The organism is Bythopirellula goksoeyrii (assembly GCF_008065115.1).
Lineage (GTDB): Bacteria > Planctomycetota > Planctomycetia > Pirellulales > Lacipirellulaceae > Bythopirellula > Bythopirellula goksoeyrii.
On the sequence record NZ_CP042913.1, the window covers coordinates 2,417,479 to 2,437,291 of the forward strand.

10 protein-coding genes are annotated in these 19,813 nt (G+C 50.4%); 6 read left to right on the top strand and 4 right to left on the bottom strand.

The genetic code is table 11. From position 1 onward, the window contains the following. Nucleotides 1-52 precede the first annotated feature (52 nt). A complete protein-coding gene (locus Pr1d_RS09565) occupies nucleotides 53-1,828 on the bottom strand; it encodes a hypothetical protein (RefSeq protein WP_148073323.1) in 1,776 nt (591 codons plus the stop codon). 277 nt (nucleotides 1,829-2,105) lie between these two features. Between Pr1d_RS09565 and Pr1d_RS09570 the strand changes: the two genes are divergently transcribed. Together Pr1d_RS09570 and Pr1d_RS09575 are read left to right on the top strand one after the other, a co-directional pair. Then, the gene (locus Pr1d_RS09570) at nucleotides 2,106-3,392 is read left to right on the top strand and encodes a metallophosphoesterase (protein ID WP_148073324.1); all 1,287 of its coding nucleotides are present in this window, start codon (nucleotides 2,106-2,108) and stop codon (nucleotides 3,390-3,392) included. A 322-nt stretch (nucleotides 3,393-3,714) separates the two neighbouring features. Beyond that, nucleotides 3,715-8,298: a G8 domain-containing protein gene (locus Pr1d_RS09575; RefSeq protein ID WP_148073325.1), complete on the top strand. Its 4,584-nt coding sequence runs from the start codon at nucleotides 3,715-3,717 to the stop codon at nucleotides 8,296-8,298. A gap of 515 nt (nucleotides 8,299-8,813) precedes the next feature. Here the strand turns inward: Pr1d_RS09575 and Pr1d_RS09580 are convergent. Continuing rightward, nucleotides 8,814-10,370 (bottom strand): oligosaccharide flippase family protein, encoded by a 1,557-nt coding sequence (locus tag Pr1d_RS09580; RefSeq protein WP_148073326.1) that lies wholly within the window; start codon nucleotides 10,368-10,370, stop codon nucleotides 8,814-8,816. Between the two features lie 159 nt (nucleotides 10,371-10,529). Then, nucleotides 10,530-12,056, bottom strand: coding sequence for an MraY family glycosyltransferase (locus Pr1d_RS09585; RefSeq protein WP_148073327.1), 1,527 nt, complete (start codon nucleotides 12,054-12,056; stop codon nucleotides 10,530-10,532). A 653-nt stretch (nucleotides 12,057-12,709) separates the two neighbouring features. Between Pr1d_RS09585 and Pr1d_RS09590 the strand changes: the two genes are divergently transcribed. The 3 genes from Pr1d_RS09590 to Pr1d_RS09600 all read left to right on the top strand — a co-directional run bounded on the left by Pr1d_RS09590 (nucleotide 12,710) and on the right by Pr1d_RS09600 (nucleotide 16,530). Beyond that, the gene (locus tag Pr1d_RS09590) at nucleotides 12,710-14,203 is read left to right on the top strand and encodes a dockerin type I domain-containing protein (protein WP_210417937.1); all 1,494 of its coding nucleotides are present in this window, start codon (nucleotides 12,710-12,712) and stop codon (nucleotides 14,201-14,203) included. A gap of 287 nt (nucleotides 14,204-14,490) precedes the next feature. After that, a complete protein-coding gene (locus tag Pr1d_RS09595; protein WP_148073329.1) occupies nucleotides 14,491-15,159 on the top strand; it encodes a CHRD domain-containing protein in 669 nt (222 codons plus the stop codon). Between the two features lie 258 nt (nucleotides 15,160-15,417). Then, complete coding sequence (locus Pr1d_RS09600; RefSeq protein WP_148073330.1) at nucleotides 15,418-16,530, top strand: metallophosphoesterase family protein; 1,113 nt, start codon at nucleotides 15,418-15,420, stop codon at nucleotides 16,528-16,530. An 18-nt stretch (nucleotides 16,531-16,548) separates the two neighbouring features. Here the strand turns inward: Pr1d_RS09600 and Pr1d_RS09605 are convergent, their stop codons facing one another. Then, nucleotides 16,549-18,267, bottom strand: coding sequence for an Ig-like domain-containing protein (locus Pr1d_RS09605; protein ID WP_148073331.1), 1,719 nt, complete (start codon nucleotides 18,265-18,267; stop codon nucleotides 16,549-16,551). A 161-nt stretch (nucleotides 18,268-18,428) separates the two neighbouring features. On the opposite strand from Pr1d_RS09605, the gene Pr1d_RS09610 reads away from it, so the two are divergent. Then, the gene (locus tag Pr1d_RS09610) at nucleotides 18,429-19,589 is read left to right on the top strand and encodes a glycosyltransferase family 4 protein (protein ID WP_148073332.1); all 1,161 of its coding nucleotides are present in this window, start codon (nucleotides 18,429-18,431) and stop codon (nucleotides 19,587-19,589) included. The last annotated feature ends 224 nt before the right edge of the window (nucleotides 19,590-19,813 follow it).

The following is a 19,813-nucleotide window of genomic DNA, read 5'->3' on the forward strand; positions in this document are numbered from 1 at the left end:
TGGTTCATTTGTATCCCTGCAGAGAACGGCCCCTACCGCGTGTTTTTACGGATTAGCGAACGCGTTGTAGAAGGGCGATCAATCCGATTAACCCTATGAGCAGAGAACTGGGCTCTGGAATAGCATTGGTATTGGAATTGGCCGCTTGGGTAAAGCGGCGCTGCCAGATGAGAAAATCTCGACCGTCGCTATCACCGTCTCCATCTGCGTCGTATAGACCGGTATAGCCGTTGGATTGGGTCCACAACTCCAAGTCTAATTCGTCCACGACTCGATCGTGGTTTGCATCGGCGGCTTCAAATGGTGTGAAGGCACGTAACCAGAAGAGAAAATCTGCACCGTCGGTATCCCCATCGCCGTCGATATCCCCCCCATTATTCAGGCCGTATGCCTGTTGCAAAATAACCAGGTCCTCTCCACCGACGGGGCCCTCCTGATTCAGATTGGCTGGGCTATCGACGAAAGGAATATCGTTGTGCTGGTTCTCTTCCCAGATTTGATAGTCCTCGTCATTAACCAGGCCATCCCCATTCGCGTCGTACAACGGGCCTGAGAAGGAGTCTTGCCATAGCACTAGGTCCGCTTCATTGATACTACCGTCTTGATTAAAGTCGGGCCCCCATGGCAGAATCGATGAAATGTCGTATGTGTAGGCCTGCCCCGTATCCATCCCACTTGCGGTGTCCTTCTGCCAGGCTCCGGCGACGACATGATTGCCACTAATCCCTACTGCCGTGCCAAATTCATCGTTAGCCGCTGCATCGGAAGCGGTAATCTTCTGCTCGTAGAGTTCATTGCCAAGCTCCAGATCGTACAGATAAGAGGATCCGGAGCTCGTGCCATCATCATCGTCATTGTAGGCCCCAACAAAAACCGTCGAGCCACTAATACCCAGAGAGTATCCAAACCAGTCCCCTCTTTCACCATCGGAAGCGGAAATCTTCCTGATTTCAGCACCAGTAGTCACATCATACACATAGACGGCGCCGGTATCCTGCTTATCGCCGTAGGCTCCTACGACAGCCGTATTGCCATCGATCGCCACAGCGTAGCCAAACTCAGCGTTGCTGGAAGCATCAGATGCGGTCAGTTTCATGAGCTCTTGACCAGTAGTCACGTCAAAGAGGTAGGCAGAACCTGATCGGAAGCCAGCATGGTCATCGTATTTCGCTCCCACAATGGCGATGTTGCCACTAATTGCCGTCCAATACCCAAATTCATCATGAGCAGCTCCATCAGATGCGGTCAGTTTCATAAGTTCCTGGCCAGTTGCCACGTCGAAAATGTACGCCGACCCTGATCCACCTCCCTTATCGTCGTCGCCATGAGAACCCACGATCGCTCGATTGCCATCAATTCCCACCCCATGGCCGAAATAGTCGCGAGCAGTTCCATCAGAAGGGAGTAGTTGAAAAAGCTCGTTGCCCGTCGTCACATCAAACAGATAAGCCACACCAGACTGATCCCCCAATCGATCTGCCCCGAATCCTCCTATTAGGGCAGTATTACCACTGATCGCTACCGAGTGGCCAAATAGATCTCGCGCCTGGGCATTCGATGCCGTCAGCTTGAAAAGTTGCTGGCCGGTGGTCGCATCGAACAGATATGCCGAACCGGAATTTGAGCCATGATCATCATTTCGATTTGCTCCAGCGATGGCCACATTGCCACTGATCGCCACGGCCTGACCTAGCCGGTCATCAAAATCGGCGTCGGCAGCGTTGAGTTTGAATTCAGTAGCATTAGAAACTGCCAATGCATTGACAGCCAAGAAAACAGCGAACATGACTCCGAGAGACATGGATGCGGACTTGAGAGTTGACTTCATTTTCTGTTCCGAAGTAGCGAGTCATGACAATTGAGGTCTATCTGCAACCATTATATTACATGAATCCTAGAGTTCCAGCGTGTGGCAACACTCTAAGAACTCAATGCTCCGAAGCCTTTGCATTCCTACGGCCTATAGGGAAAGAAATCTGCAAAATAAATAAGTCATTATGTTGGCCAGCCAGAGCATACTTAGCTATAATCAATACCGTGTTTCGTGCTGGCTTTGTTGGTGAAGCTATTATCGACCCGTCTGAGTTTCGGAGTTTCTAATTGACATGACACGAGTTTTTTTACTAAGCGGACTCTTCCTAATAAACTTGTATTCCTGGAATGCGATTCAACCTTTGCACGCAAACGATATTGCTTGGACCATGGTTGTTGTGCCTGATACACAGAATTACCGTTCTGGCAATGGCCATTTGCAGGAATTATATGACACAATGCAGTGGATTGTGGACAACAAAGAAACGCGAAATATTGAAATTGTGGCAAGCCAGGGAGATTTTACTAGTAACCGTCCCGTGGATTGGGTCAATCAGGCCAACGCATGGGGCACACTCAATGGTGAAGTCCCCTACATCGTGGTTACGGGAAATCATGACTACGATCCTTTTGGAAAGCCTATCGCAGACCACGACGCGACTTTGATCAATGAGTATTTCGCTGTTGCGGACAATCCTCTCAACTCCATAACTACCGAACGGATTCCCGGTAGAATAGAAAACTCGTATACAGAGTTTCAAGCCCCGGACGGGCGCAACATGTTGGTGTTTTCACTTGAATGGCAATCTCGACCCGAAGTTTTGGATTGGGCCAATTCAATAGCGGGGCAATCACAGTTTGCTAACCACACGGCAGTCGTTCTCACTCATGGGTATTTGCGGGAAGGCCATCTAAATCCAGATGGTACAGACAATGCATTCCGTACGGAGGAAGACGGTGAACCGATGTGGAATGGCTTAGTTAGGCACCACGAGAATTTCGAATTGGTCTCAAATGGCCATTACCTAGATTGGAACGATGATAATCCTTATGGTCCACTTACGACCGGTCGCCAAACCAGTATCGGTGACAACGGAAACGTGGTACATGAAATCGTGTTTAATGCCCAGGAACAACCCAATGGTGGTAACGGATACATAAGATTGATGGAGTTCATGAATGATGGTTCGACAGTTCAGGTCCGAACTTATTCCCCAACGTTGGATGTCTGGTTGACGAATGACCGCAACGAGTTTCAATTTCAACTAACGCCACTCTTTTCAGCCGATTTTGATGGGGACGATGATATCGACGGAAGCGATTTTCTTGCTTGGCAGAGAGGGTTCGGAAGTACAGAGTTCTCACCGGGCGACGCCAACAACGACGGAATGATTAACTCTCTTGATCTTGCAATATGGCAGCAGCAGTACGCAACGGATGCAGCTTTATCATCAACCCTAAGCATACCGGAGCCCCAAACGGTTATGCTCTTTTCAGTTGCATTTGCATTATGTTTTTCTTTTTTTCGCCGAGGAGTCTTGCTGCGGAAAAGTATTTACATGGGCCAGAGAACGATTTAGCAGAAAGAGACCGACCGCATCCCCCCCAATCTGGTGCTTTCAATGCAAATCTCTCAGTATTTGCGGTTTACCTAGATAGTTTTTTTTGCTCTGATCCCCTAGAATCATGGGGCGTCGCCATCTCTTCTTGGGGCAGATAGGCGGCGATTCATGGAACAGAGCATCTTTCCTCCATCGCATTGGGCTTAGTCCCTAGCCGATGGTGAGGCCTTGTGTGTCGCGTTAGGCGGCAATTGCACATTATCACAATTTCCTGGTGCGTCGCATTGCATGATCGCAATGTTGACCAATCGCTTTTCATACTTGAGGGATCAGAAACGTCATGGCATCAAAGAGTAGCTTTTGGGATCGTTTGCGGGTGGAAATTACCAGTACAGTGTTTCGTACGCAATCGCGACGAAATTCAGCGACAACGGCTCTCAGCGTAGAGTCGCTCGAAGCGCGCCGTTTGCTTTCGATCACGCCCCCCTTTATTCACCCAACTAATGGCAATTTGGTAGTTGAAGGTTCCGACCAGGCGGATCAGGTGACAGTTTCAGAAATAGATCTCGGGAGAATCCATGTCGAAATATTGAGCAATGGTGAAACTCACAATAGCTACTTTTCGAAGTCAGAGATCTCCTCTCTCATTCTCCGTGGCAACGGTGGCGACGACATATTGACGAATCAAACGGACATTTCGATGAATGCTTATGGTGGAATGGGCGACGATACGATTACGGGAGAAAGATCATCCAACATTATCTATGGCAATGATGGGGACGATCGAATTGTTGGAGGGGATTTCGATGACCGTATTTACGGTGGAGCCGGAGTGGATTCTATTCGTGGCGGTCAAGGCAATGATACCATCGGAGGGGATGAAGGGAACGACTTCCTACTTGGAGAGGGGGGCGATGATTTGGTTTTTGGGGGCGATGGTGACGATGTTCTGGATGGGGGAGCCGGAAATGACGATCTCCGCGGTGAAGCAGGGCAAGACCTCTTGCGGGGAGGTTCTGGTAACGATCGCCTGGATGGAGGGGATGATGACGACTATCTTCTCGGACAATCTGGTAGCGACGTACTCCTAGCTGGAACGGGCAATGACCGGCTTCGTGGCGGAGATGGTGAGGACACACTGTACGGTCAGCAGGGAAATGACATACTGCTGGGTGATGATGACAATGACGTCCTATATGGCAACGATGGCGAAGATACCCTTGATGGTGGAATCGGCGACGACACGCTAAGTGGTGGAAACGAAAATGATACCCTCTACGGTGGGACCGGTCTCGACAGTATTCACGGAAATGCCGGCGATGATCGCTTGTTTGGGGGAGATGACAACGATGCACTCTATGGGAACGAAGGCAACGACGTCATCCGCGGTAATAATGGGGATGATAAGCTGTACGGCAGCGAAGATAACGATGTGCTCTTAGGAGGTATTGGCAACGATAGTCTGAGCGGCGGCGATGGCAATGATACTCAATACGGCGAAGAGGGAAGTGACACTCTTATCGGCGAGACTGGGGAAGACATGCTCTACGGTGGCGAAGGAGTGGACACTCTTGATGGAGGTGATGGCAATGACGTTCTCTACGGTGGAGAGGGCGACGATTTCCTATATGGCGGTCACGGCGCCGATATCCTCCGAGGCGAGGAAGGCTCTGACTCACTAAGCGGAGGTATTGGCGATGATACTCTGTTTGGAGATATCGGCAACGACAGTCTCTACGGAGGTGATGGCAATGACGACCTTAATGGTGAGGAAGGAGACGACACTCTTCAAGGAGACGAAGGTAATGATCAATTAGATGGAGGTGCCGGTGACGATGCTATCTTCGCGGGCATGGGAAATGACATAGTCGTTGGCGGCGATGGCCACGATCGCCTATACGGAGACCTGGGTGACGATCTCCTCTATGGCAACGACGGAAATGATGACATCTTCGGTGGCGGCGGTGATGACATTCTTCAAGGAGGTGCAGACGACGACAATCTTCGTGGGCTGGAAGGTAATGATCAACTTTATGGCGATGTCGGCAACGACACCTTGCTAGGTGGCGACGGTCATGATTTGTTGCAAGGAAACACCGGCAATGACACCCTCTATGGCGGTCTAGGCAATGATCTTCTTTTTGGCGGCGATGGTGAGGATCTGCTTTACGGAGAAGCCGGGATCGACTACCTCCAAGGGGATGCCGGCAATGACCAGCTTCACGGCAATGAAGGGAATGATACGCTACTAGGCGACGAGGGGAATGATCAGCTCAACGGAGGGGCCGGATCAGATCAAATTCTCGGCGGTACAGGGAATGACGAACTCGCCGGAGGAGATGGCAATGACTTGCTGATCGGCGGAGAGGCAATCGATACCCTGTCTGGAGGCGAAGGCGATGACATACTCATCGGCGGCACGACTTCGCATAGCGTGGCAGCACTGGATATGGCTCTTTCTATCTGGAGTTCAACTGCTTCGTACGACCAGCGCCGAATGACCCTAGAAAGCGAGGGCTTCTTGGCTCGGCTCTATTCGGAAGTGACAGTTTTCGACGACTACGTTCCTGACAGTGTCACCGGAGATGGAGGACAAGATTGGTTCTTCTTGCCTGGGGCGCTGTCGATTTACGATCCCACGGGTAACTCTGTGAATGAAGTCGGCCACTCACACCAAGGCACTCAGGATCATTCTCACCTCCCCGTACCGGTGATTGGTCATTTGCCGGTCGTGGAGGGTTTTGCTTTTATCGATTCACTGGACGAGATCTATGGTCGTCAAGAGAACGAGGCACTCCATACCCTAGTTCCTCATGCGGGGATGGATAGTAGTCGTCAAACCGAGCATCTCGGCTTATTCGAGCTGGTAAAGTACGCTGATGTGACGCATGCCGCCATTGCCAGCGGCAACTGGAGTGATCCGAGCAACTGGGCCGGTGGAGTCGTGCCTGGCAATGGCGCCCGTGTGCTGGTTCCTATTGGAGTTTCAATTACGGTCGACAGAGTGATGACCGCCAGGTTGAAAACCATTCGAGTGGACGGCAATCTTTCGTTTGCCACGAACGCCAATACCCAACTCCTCGTCGACACCATGGTAGTGGGTGACACGGGAGAACTACAGATCGGGACTGCTGCGGCACCAATTTCTCCCAATGTCACAGCACGACTACGGTTCACCAATGATGGCCCCATTGATCGCAATGTCGATCCCTTTGGCATCGGTCGTGGTCTGATCACCCATGGCAGTGTGGAGATGGTAGGGGCCGAAGTGACCTCTTACGCAGAAATGCTAGGCCCGATTACCGCAGGCACCACAGCTTTGACACTTTCCAGCGCACCGGTGGGCTGGAAGTTCGGCGATCAGATCGTGATTGCCGGAACAGATCCGAGTCAGAATCAGGACGAAGTGCGCACTATTATTGGTGTCTCAGGCAACTTGGTCATTGTCGCCCCGTTGGTACACGATCACCTTCCTCCCGAGGGTGGGCTCTCGGTCCATGTGGCCAATTTGACCCGCAATATAGTTATTGACTCCGAATCGTCCTCAATCACCCGTCGCGGCCACGTGATGTTCATGCACAACAAGGATGTGCAGATTCAAAACGCCGGCTTCTATACCTTAGGCCGAACGGACAAGCTCAATCCAATCAACGATTCGGTCGTTGACGAGAATTGGAATCTCGTGCCGGGCACGGGGAGCAATAATCGCGCGCGCTACCCAGTTCATTTTCATCGTTCTGGCACACTCGCCACCGGCGATCCTGCAGCGGTCTCAGGAAGTATCGTTATGGATGCGCCAGGATGGGGCTATGTCAATCACAGCAGCTATGTGGAATTCATTGATAATGTTTCTTATGGTATCACTGGTTCAGGATTCGTGACCGAAGTGGGCGATGAAGTTGGTCTCTTTCAGGGCAACCTTGCCATGAGAACCTATGGCTCTGGCGAGGAAATCGATTCTCGCCGGCCAATCGGCGATTTTGGTCATACCGGGGATGGCTTTTGGTTTCAGGGAGCTGGTATCGAGGTGATCGACAATTTTGCAAGCGGAGCGGACAATGCCGCTTTTGCCTACTACACCGAAGGCCTATCGTTCAATGGCATCCGAGCCACCTACCTCACTGCCAATCTGCTTGACCCATCCATCGCCAACGGGGCCGAGTCGATCGGTATCGATCGCGTCCCCATTCGTAAATTCACCGGCAACACGGGCTATGCCTCTGAGATGGGGCTACTCGTACGAAATCATTTACGATCTGCTCCTCGTACTCAGTCGGGATTGATTGAAGATTCCACATTTTGGAATACGGAGAAGGGAGTCGATCTGCCCTATTCAGAGCAACTGGTATTGAGAAATCTGCACATCGTCCGGAATCCTAGCTCTCTGACTTCGACTGGAGTTGACGGGAACATCGATTCAAAAGACATAATGTACGAGAACCTTGAGATTGCGGGGTATTACACGGGGATCGATGTTGCCAGAGATGGATTTGCCATAGTCAACGGCGGCACTTTTACCACGCAGAGTGCAATTCGTGTTCGTACTGCCAACAATGATAATCGCTTCGTTCTTGTTCAGGGCCCGATTACTTTCAACCCCACGCCGTTCAATTTCACATGGATGCGGGAAATCGAAATGGTATTCGGGGCGTTTTACACTTCCAGTGGCATTGATCGCATCTTCAATAGTAGTAATGTCACACTTAACTACGGCCCCTATCAGAATCAAAGGCTTTACTTCCTAGAACAAGATCCTGACGCCGTGGTCTATCCCGTACCCGAGGAAAATGTCCCTTATTACTATATTGGCCTTACCTCGCAAGAATTCCAAGATCTTCACGGCTTGACACCTGGTGGCGAATTGGCACCCTCGAACACCTACACTGTCGAGCGTATCCGTGGGCTCCTGGCACCGAACAATTGAGCAGGAGTTTTCTGGTCTAGCTGTTTGCCGTAACTTTGCGCGAGCTTTTGGCCGCGCGATCTGCTAGAATCCTCTTTGCACAAGGTATCGAACCATACCTTGGTGCTGCGCCGATCGATTGGCAATTCAGCCCTTTCCTCCCTACCTCAAGTAGCTACCTGTTGCGAGCTGCAGGGCTACGGATTTGTCTGTCATCCCCAGCCCGTCGATTGCTCGTAGTATTCCACATTTTTGTAGCCCGGAGAGGCGAGTTTTGTTTCAAATAGTATTTGAGAATTTCCCTAAAACCGCAGGAAAACGTAAGAATTCCACGGAGTTTTGTTTTTTAGAAATAGTCATCGACTAAATGGAACTGACAAGACGCGCGTTGCTGCGCAGGATCGAGCGCCATGGAAATATCAATCAGCTACCACTTGAAAATCAACACTGTCGCTCCCAAGGGGAGAGAAAATTGAAGATGCCTTGCCTTGGGAGGGTCAGCTACTCAGGGCCGGGGAGGGGTATTGGGATAGTGCTTATTGTCTTACCTCGAGTGTTGGCAAGAAGAAGACCTTTTTAAGAATCCTGGCAACCGGTTTCGGTGCGACTCTGGCCAAGTCATTGAGATCAGACCGCAACAGCCACATCGCCAGCAGCAAGAATACGATCGTATAGACGGTTCCCAACACCAAGATCTGTACCAGGGGTAGCGTTCCTGTTGGCAGAAAGTGACCAACTATCGCAGTCAGTCCCCCTGCAACCATTGCGATCGTCCATTGCGGCAAAAAAGAATTCAGAAATGTCAGGGTCCGAATGTTAAAAGTCTGGAGGACCAAGGCACTTTCGGTTAAGAGAAAGGCCGCTTGAAGCCCAAAAATCCAAAAAGCGATGAGAGTGATATCCTCGGTGCCGGCTATCATCACAGCCAACCAGGCAGAAAACAGAAGCCACACGCCTTCGGCACAGGTAAGAATTCCACCCAGGCGAAATTGCCCCCGAGATGCCAATGCAGCGCTAACCACATCGGAAAGAATCAAGATGGGGGAGATGATGGCAAAAATTTGCATCAGCGGAACTGCAGAAGCCCATTTTTGATGCCAAATCAATTGTTCCAGTGGACCAATCGTTACAGCTAACGCGGTATTGATCGGTGCCATCACAAGCATGAGCATTCGCAGTGTGCGAGTTATCGCTGCGGCCTGACGAGCTGGCTGATCTGCCAATTGGGATAGAATGGGAAAAAATACATGGCGCAGGTTCAAGGCTAGGAGCCAAGTGAATTGGATTGTGAGTTGATAGCCAAAAAAATAGAGACCCACCAATTCGGTAGGAATCATAAGCCCCAATACGAGATAGTCACCGTTTCGCGCCAGTCCGCGGAATATGGCAGTGAACACGACCCACGATGAATCAGCCACCAATGCGCGCCATTCTTTCCAAGCGACATGCGCATTCCAAGGCTTGGCTCGGGTGTAGAGATAAGTAGCCACATTGTCGAAGATTCCAGTAAAAAGCAAGGGAAGAACAAAGCTCATCGCGCCAAAACCTATCCATGCCAACAGAATCATTCCAATGCTGCGGATGGCAAAACGAACCGCTACGATAATCGAAATGATTCGAAACTGAAGGTTGAGCTGCAGAGTGGCTCGCATGAATGTCGCGGGCGCTCCCAAGGGCAATGTGAGAGCCAGCACAAACAGCAGGTTCGTCAGGCGGGCATCTCCATAGATCCTGGCTATGATCGGGGCAGCGATCATGAGAGCGAGTCCCGCACCAGTACTAATTGCTGCCACGAGCCAGAAGCCAATGCCTTGCAAGGCGTCGAATTCAGTCTTCCCGCGTTGGACCAATACTTGGGAAAGTCCACCATCCTGAAAGATTCGGACAAAGGCGATGAACGAAGCCACGATAGCAAGGACACCAAAATCCTCTTCAGTGAGAATCCAGCCCAGGACGATCTGGGCAAAGAATATGAGCACCTTTCCCAAGACAAGACTAAAAGACATCCATGAGAAACCACGCCCGGCTGCTTTGCCGAGAGAAACTTTATTCTCGGACTTAGTAGCCTCGGTATCGTTGGGATTTTCTGACATGCACTGGTTATCGTTCAATCGGAAAGCCTGTGAAGACACGCGTCAGTTGATAATGTACTGAATGTAGAATTGGCACTCTTGCCCGTCTACCAGGCAAGCAGCCAGCAATGACCGTCTCCGGAACAAATGTATTTTTCCGCTCACCCATGCGATTGGGCATTAAGTGGCCGAGGCGGGTGCCGAGGAGGAGACGGAAGGGGGGGCAGAGATCCCTGTTGAGGAAAGGGCTCGAATATCCCGACGTTCTGGATCGGTCGCGGTGGAAACGATCTCAGCTTCTAGAGGTTCGAGGAGTTCCATCAATTGGTTGATCGTTTCGCAAGAAGTCATTCCTTGTGGGCGTGTACCACAGACATGCAGTCGACCGATCACGTGGTCGCCTGAGAACAGGGGAACGTCGGCACTCCATCGCTCCTGCTTCTCAGTCCGACTTGGTCTGCGCCAGGAGGCATGAAACCCCTCTTGGGCGGCAGCAAGATTCACATCCAACACGACTTCGATAAGGTCCAGCTTTTGGGCAAACTCGATCACGGATTCCCAGAGCAGTTTCCAGTCACGCTCACCCTGCAATCGAAATGAGTATTCCCGATCTCCCTTGGAATGCACTAGGGACATTGCGAGCGATTTCAAGCGGCTCAGCAGCATCACGAACTCGATATGTCCGAAAGCTTGCGTCACAACTAAGATGCAAAGGACAGAGACAATCGAAAGCAGCGCTACCAAGTCATTCTTCATGAAGATGCTGATCAAGGCCCCAGCGCAAGTTACGGCACAGCAAACAGCCACGACAGCCAGGACGCGCGTATTCTTGCCAAAGACTGCCATGAGTCGGTGATGCAGATGGCCGCGATCCGTGGCATAGATACTTCGGCCTGACAGTTTTCTTCGCATAATCGCTGCCACGGAGTCGAAGATCGGCAGCGCCCACATTGCCAAGGGGGCCGCCATAGCGACGGTAGCGGGGCCCTTCATGGAACCGCCAATCGCTAGTGATCCAACGACCAAACCGATCAACATGCTACCGGCATCTCCGAGGAACATTTTTGCCGGGGGATAATTAAAGCGGAGAAATCCAACAAGGCTTCCTACAAAAACGGCAGCGACAAGGGCCACTTCAGGCCGTCCAAATACAACGGCAATCACCGTAATCGTGGAACAAAGTATAATCCCAATCGTCGTAGCCAATCCGTCGATGCCATCAAGCAGGTTTAGAGAATTGACCGCACCAAGCAACCAGAAGATCGTAAATGGAATCGCGAAAGGCCCTAATACAAACTCTTGATCAAATACCACAAAGCGGTCGATCTGCAGACCCGACTTAATAATTATCAGCGTCGCAACAAGCTGACCGAGTAGCTTGTAACGGCCTTTCATACCAAAGCGATCGTCATACAGCCCAAGTCCAACGATCCATGCACAAGCTAGAAGCAGTCCACTAAGGAGCGATTGCCTCTCTCCAAGCAATTCTTGTAGGCGAGAGGAAGAGAAGTATTCAACAGCAAAGGTAACCGCAGCAGCCAAGTAGACAGCAAGCCCACCACCAAGTGCAACTTCACGACTATGCCCTTTATGATGTCCGTCTGGTCGGTCGACCAAACCCCAGCGAGGCGCCCAGCTACCAATAAAATTGGTGAGCGTGTAGCTGACAACGGCAGCGATGAATCCCAGTGCGAGCAAATAGTACATTTTCTAACAATTCCTCAGTAAATGGCTTATCAATGTTCGGTCGTGATCAGAATTGCTTCTTGTAGCTATCAAGATCTCTCGGTGCATACGACTTCTAGAGTTGAAGAACAATAGGAGCATGCAATGCGACCTTACATGCGTACACGACGAGAAATCAGTTTCCAACATTATCCAGTCTAACAATCAATGGAACAGTTTACAAAAGTCCGATACCCTAAGAGCCTTCCTAAAGTCCTTCTTGAACTGACAATCGCTACGACCCCTATTGTCAGACGGACTATGCAAGTCTCCTGGCCATAGCATAGTGCAATTTCCGCGCCCGGCATACGAATGGCCACATAAATCTGCCAGGTGCCTGGACAAGTAAGTTGGCGTATCCTCTCTGGATATAAGGCTTTGCTAGCGTTCAGCTTCCGGAGATTCAGAACGTTTTCCCAGTATGTTATCTTCGCCCAAGAGGGCAAAAGTGTCAACGAATAGGAAGTAGTCCTTTGCGAATGTTGCCAATTTACGACATCTTTGCTCGTGCCTTTAGCCAGACTCCAATGATGTTGTAAGAGACGTCAACAGAGAAAGGGCACCCTGATCTGGATTAGCGGCGCACGATGCACCTGGAGCCGCTCAGGTGCCTTTCTGATCTATCACAGACTATAATGAATCGGAGATCGTGGCAGCAATTAGCTTCCATGGCGATTGGCACCAAATACATCAGTCCTATGCGTACTTTTCCACCGATCCAAAGCTTTCTAGTTTGTTGGCTGTTCGTCCCCTTAATGGGAATTTCGAATGTCCAGGGTCACGATGTTGGCGATGTCCAACCGTTGCTTTTTACAGGTTATCTCGCACCATTCGGTAACAACAAGTCGACGACATATACCGACGTCTGGGGTGAAGGGGATCTAGCAGTGCTTGGCTCGTTGGAATCGGGAGTTGCTATTATCCAAGACAGTGGAACTGGGCCGTTGAATCACATCGGAACCTTTCTACCGTCCAGCCCTCGACAATTTCAAGATGTCAAAATTAGCGGCGACTATGGGTTTTTCTCCAGCCCAGATGGTGGCGGCACCTTTGTTGTTGATCTCTCCGACCCAGCGGTGCCGACTGAAGTCGCTCAAATCAATGTCAGTACCAGCGGTCACAACAACGTGCGAAATGCGACCCTCGGCAACGGCTACTTGTATCAACTGGACGAGGCGTCTGCTTTGATTCATGTGTTTGACATTGGTATGCCTGCCTCACCTCAGTTTGTTCGTACCATGGACACAGGTGACTCGGTAGGTATCTACGATGCAACACTTGTCGGAGATCGACTTTACGCATCAGGGCTGGGCGGAACCGCGGGAGAGGGTGCCGTGTATGTTTACGACATTGCCGACATTGGCGCCAGCAATCCGACGCTTCTGGGTAAGGTAGCCACCGGTGCCAACACGTCATCCGCTGCGCTTACTTACAATGGGCAATACCTTGCAGTCACTCATCGCGAGGTAGGGGGCGATATCGGTATCTGGGATATTTCTAACCTTAGTCAACCAACGCTCGCCTCTTTTGCTGACGCCTCCGACTTGGGGCTTACAAGTTATTCGGCTAGCGAAGTCCTTGCCGTAGGTGACCTGCTGTATGTTGCTTGGTGGCAGGCAGGTGTTCAGTTGCTCGATCTCGATAATGATCTACTCAATAGGGGAGTACAGTTGATCGGTCAATTCGATACATCGAATTTTACCAGTCCATTGGAAGGCTTTGTCGGAAACCAGAGTGTGTTTCCCTGGGGAGGTCACGAGCGCGTCTTGCTCAGCGACTCACAATGGGGGCTTCATGTCGTCAATTCTACCAATGTTTTACCTAGGCCACCGAACGCTGATTTCGATGAGGACGGTAAGATCGATGGAGCTGATTTCCTCGTTTGGCAACGAGGATTTGGAATATTAATGGATGCCATCCTCGCTGATGGCGATGCCAACGGCGATGGACGTGTAGACGCTCTCGATCTCAGTGTTTGGCGAGACCAATACAGCCTTGAAACGACATCTTCTTTGCAGGCCATAAACCTTGTACCAGAGCCACCAGGTATTCTCATCGCTGCCTTGACCATGTTGACATTGGTTGCCCGGAATTGCATTCAAATGACTCGGTTTAGACCACTACGATAGGTAAGCAGATATACGCATAGAGTTTGCTGAACTGAAAATCACTCGCAGAAAACGGATTTTTCTTGCATTTGCCTGCGACAGGTTTATAATATGTTCTGATAAGCAACTGGGACCTGCTCCGGACCCATACAATCGAGATTGATCTAATATTGAACCGCCACGAATCGAAGTATTCACTCGCCCCAGTAGGAGTGCGGATGCTGCGACTCAAGGCGGTTTTTCCTTTACCTACATTGGTTCCCACAGCTTGATTTATTCAAGTCAACTTTGATGGCAGGAGACAATTGATGATTTCAGTTCTACAGCATCCCGTGAGAAAGTTCGTGGTTGCTTGTTCCTATCTAATCGTGGCCCTAGCTCTCTTGGAAAACATTACGAACTTAGCCTTGGCAGAAGTCTTAATTTGGGGTTTTTCAATCGACGAATCCCAAATCAAGAACGGCCCCGAGGTTGATGGTTCCACGAACAGCCCAGCAACTGGTAGTGGACGTTTTGAATACAACACGAATACCAATGTTATCTCGTATGAGATTACTTGGAGTAACTTGTTCGGTGCCCTGACTAAACTTCATGTCCACGGACCGGCTGATGCTACGTCCAGCAATCCCTCGCATATCATTGAGATCTTTGGACCCCCTGACATTCCCGGGTCGGTCGATCTCAATTCAGACACATGGAGCGATAGCCACACTCTCGAGGCACTTCAGCAGACGGGTATCAATCCAATGACCAATCAGCCCTACGATCCGATCACCCCTGCTCAAATTATTGCCATTATGGAAAGCGGTCAATCTTATTTAAATGTGCATACGGATGTCTTCGGTATGGGGGAGATTCGCGGCAACTTGGGACTGCCCGTCCCCGAGCCAGCTTCGCTAGGCCTTTTAGCCATCGGCGTCATAATGGTGAGTTTCAGACGGTCCAATAAACCATGTTCTCGATTATGCTTAGGCTAAAATTGAACGTATTTGTCTTGAAATGGTAGATCAAGGCGATAGAGTCAAGCACTTATCTGTTTGTTATTTTCCTGCCAGTATTACTTTGTTTTGACGGGTGTCCCTAGGAACAACTCCGACCTGTGGCACAATTGAATTCAGAATTGTTGCCATCAGGAAGCATTCAGATTTGTTCAGGATTTAATAAAACCTTAGTCATTCTGGTCAAACGGAAACTCTGATTGATTGTTCCGATCGTTCAACACTGGGAAAACGACTATGAGAGTTTCTACACGGGCGATAGCTCTACTTCCGCTATTATGTCCTGGGGCAGTCATGGCGGATTGGTCGATGGTCGTCATCCCAGATACTCAAAACTATGTGCGCTACTGGCCGCAGGAGCAGGTTTGGCTTGAATCGCATGTCAATTGGATCCGCGATCATGAGTTTGAATTTGTGTTGGGAACAGGAGATATCACGTGGGACAATTCCGACTGGCAGTGGGCTGCGATCAAGGCGCAACTTGATAGCATGAACACTCCGTATATTGTTCCTACAGGGAACCACGACTATAGTCCCGTCGGAGCGTATGCACGTCATACATGGAAACCGACAACTCGATATAATCAGTACTTTAACGAAACTTTCCCCGGGCTCATCCCTTGGCAAGAGGGAGACTGGGTCAATAGCTATGTAAGGTTCAGGGCTCCCGACGGTCGCAGACTCTTGCTTTTAAATCTCGAAGACTACCCTCGTCCAGAAGCATTAGCATGGGCTACCTCAATTCTTCAACAGTATCCTTACGATACGGGGATTGTTGCGACACATATGAATATCGAAGAAGGAGACGCTGACCCGAACACAGGAGAGTCTTTGTTTGCCCGAGATCCGAACGCGGAGCCTCTGTGGCAGTGGCTTAGGTCCACTAGCAATGTGGAGATGGTTTTCAATGGCCACGAACTAGATGGTGATGACATCGATATAGATGATCCCCTTTTCTTTGCTGTCAATTGGGCGAGCGTTGCGGATGACGGCCATATCATCAATGAGATAGGATTCAATACGCAAAGAATTGAAGGGGGCGGAGGCAGTTGGCTGCGGACCTACACATTTGAAGAGGCCACAGTCCATGCGCAGACTTATAGTCCACATCTGGAAGAGTGGAAAACTGACCATCGAAATGACTTTACAGTTCAACTCTCTCCAATCGTGAACTTTAACCTCGGCGAGTGGCAATCCAACTATGGCGATGTTTTGGACGGTAGCGATTTGCTTAATTGGCAAAGACACTTTGCAGCATCAGCGCATGTCGTCCCCGAATCTGCCACCTTGGTGCTCGGTCTTTTTGGACTATTAGGAATGCACTATCTCATGCCGCGAAAGCGAGTCTAGGATTTAAGCAATCTACTTTTAATCTGTTAACTCTATCCTCAGAGGCCGAGATCGCATGCCGGGCTTTCCCTTGGAGATGGCTGTCAGGGTAATCGGTCCCGCCCCCAGTTTCTCTTTCGCGACTGCTATCTGACCGTTGCCATTGTCGATCTTGCCCAATTCGATGTCATTGCAATACAGCGCAACCGGGTCCTGATTCGTAGCATTTACGTTGAAATTGACAAAAGTTGAGCTCGCAGCCAGAGAATCTTTCTCCACGCTAACTTGAACCGCATCGGAGCCATTCTTAACTATCACTTGCCCCAACCAACGGCCTTGGGTTTCGATGGGGGTATTGTCGGTGGCAACGACCCGCAATTCATGATAGCCATCAGGAATTTTCGTGGTGTCCCACTGGAAGCTTTGTCCCGCCTGTTTCTGCTGTTTTAGAACACCGTCAACAAATAATTTTAGGTCTGCCACACCTTCCTCAATATCTGAGACCTGTGGAGTGATCGTCACTTTGCCCTCTACCATCGAATTCTCCTTAATTCCTTCGAGCGAAACTTCAGGTATTTTCGCCCAAGGTTGGCAAAGAGGATCCCCCACCAGGATCTGCTGAAAGGGAGAGGCGACCGACTGGTAAAACGATTCGGCCAAAGAGCAACCATGAACGTAGTGGACCTGCTGAGTTGAGTTGGGAAACTTCGGTGCCAGAGCAAAAGGTTCTACAACTGTGCCACAGGCACCGGCGGCACCCATTCGAAGGAACTCGCTCAGGCAGGTTTGATTCTTACCCGGCAAGAACTGGCCACCGGCACTTGTGAGGTTATCGATAAATGCACCCGGCAAAAATCGGCAGTGCGACCCGGCTGGGTTCACGAGGCTGTGTCCACAGGTAACACCAGCAACGTTTTGCTTGTATTCAGGAAAATACCCTTCGATGACTTCCGCTTTCACGCCAGCGAGTTGGATCTTGGCGACGGCTTGGAGATACTCCTTGTCGCGGACTGTTGAGCGAATCGTCTTGTTCTTGGCAAAGTAGATAGTACCAGCGGGTTTTGTTCCGTCAGCCTCAGCCGACCGCTTCAGATACCAGGCGATCTCATCCACCGTGTTGCCAGGCACGCTGTTCACGCCCAGAACCGACGACAGCATGTAAGGCAAACCGTCAGCACCTGCCCTCCTTCCACCAAGGGACCACCGATAGCTGGAGCGGAAACCTCGCGAGACAACGACGAGATTGTTGGCAGGACTACAATAAAAATTTGCATTGGAACCAAACATCTCCTTGCGATCAGCAAGCACAAACGCTGACAAATAGGTTGCACTTGAAAGCGAGACATAAGGATTCTGCTGACGACTGAAGTTCTCCGTTGGAAACACTTTGGCAAAATTCACTCGCCAAGGGAAATCACAAGAATAAACGATGTAATCGATTTGACTGGTGAGCTTCCGCTTCTTGATCTTGGCAATGATCGGCTCGAGGAATACCTTCTTGAAACGATCTCCTCCCATCGAAGCCCGTCCGGGAGGATACTTGAGAAAACAAACGTTGGAAGGCGGGATTTTGCGAAGGTCGATGTAGTGATTCGCTACCGTAAGTGAAGCGGGGCTGGAGCTGTTGACCACAAGAAACACATTCTCCGGTCCACCCCCTGCATCGCAAGAAAGGGGGTACAGCACGCTTCCGACTACTGCGACCACGCTCAGGAATAAGAACTGGTGTAGGCTGCCCTTTGCCCAGGAGAAATTCATTTGTTCACTGCTCTTCTGCTTTGCATGAAATGGTCCGAGGTGAGCAATAGTAAGGTATTGCAACCCACCAATACTTGTTAGCATCCTAGCAAAAGACTGCTACCTGACCAGTAGCGAGTCATGCGGTCAATTTGCTGGCTTCGCTTCCAAAGGGCTCTTTCATGAGGTCAAATCCAGAGCTATCCGCGCACAAAAAATCCGGGCGTCTATTGACGGTTGTGCAACTGCTCCCCGCTCTTGAAGGTGGAGGTGTCGAGTCCTGTACCGTGGAAATCAATGCTGCCTTAGTTGCGCGGGGGCATCGCAGTGTGGTAGTTTCTGCAGGAGGTAAGTTGGTTGAGGAAATAGAGGCTGTAGGGGGAGAGAGTTTCCAACTAGACATTGGTCGCAAGTCACCCTTTGCTCTTCTGAATGCATTCAAGCTGCGGCAATTCTTGAAGCAAAGTGGTGTAGATGTTCTCCACGCACGTTCCAGAATGCCGGCGTGGATTGGACTTCTCGCTTGTAGAATGATGCCTGCTCGGCAGCGTCCTCGTATTGTGACGACCGTGCACGGTCTGAATTCTGTGAATCGTTACAGTAAAGTTATGACCTACGGCGAAAGAATAGTTGCAGTATCTGAGTGTTGTCGAGAGTTTATCTTGAAGAATTATCCCGATACGGACGCAAGTAAGATTGTGGTGATTCCTCATGGAATTGATCCATCGAAATTTTCTTACGGGTTTCAACCTAGTGCGGAATGGCGCAACTCTTGGAATCAACAATACCCCTCCTTGACAGGCAGATTTGTTGTACTGCTACCGGGACGCCTCACACGGTTAAAGGGCCACTTTGATTTCCTTGGAGTAATTGACCTGCTCAAACAAGAAGGAATCCCCGTCGCAGGGCTAATCGTTGGTGGCGAAGACCCTCGACGTCGCAAGTATTCAAGATTGCTCAGAGAAGAGATAGGTCGCAAGAATCTAAATCAGGACATCCTTTTCACTGGGCAACGCAAAGATCTGCGTGAAATCATGTGTGTTTCATCGGCCGTCGTATCGACTTCTACGAAGCCTGAGAGCTTTGGGCGTACCGTGCTAGAGTCGCTCAGTCTGGGGCGCCCCACCTTTGGGTACGAGCATGGCGGTGTGGGTGAGATTCTCGCGCAAGTCTATCCTATGGGGAGAGTCCCAGTCGGCGACATTACTGCTATGGCAGATAAGCTCGCTCAGGTGTACCAGAATGCATTGCAGGCCCCAATTCCCGTAGAAGGATATGACTTGCGTTCTGCCCTTGAGAAAGAAATAGAACTCTATGAGAGCCTAGCTGGAGATCGCCTCTAGCAAGTCTTATCTTCCTGCTCAACTTTCCTGGCCACCTGCATTTTGCAGAATTAGCCGCCAAATGATGGGCAGATCTCTCCCGATTGGCGGCAGAAAACGTTAATACCGCTGGGGTTTGGTTGTGTGGGGAGAACGCTAGCACACATTGCTCTCGCCTCGAAAGGTAATTGCTGGTTAAGCTTTCGAAAACTGGTTTCTGTTGCGACAGGGATCGAAGCTAGTAA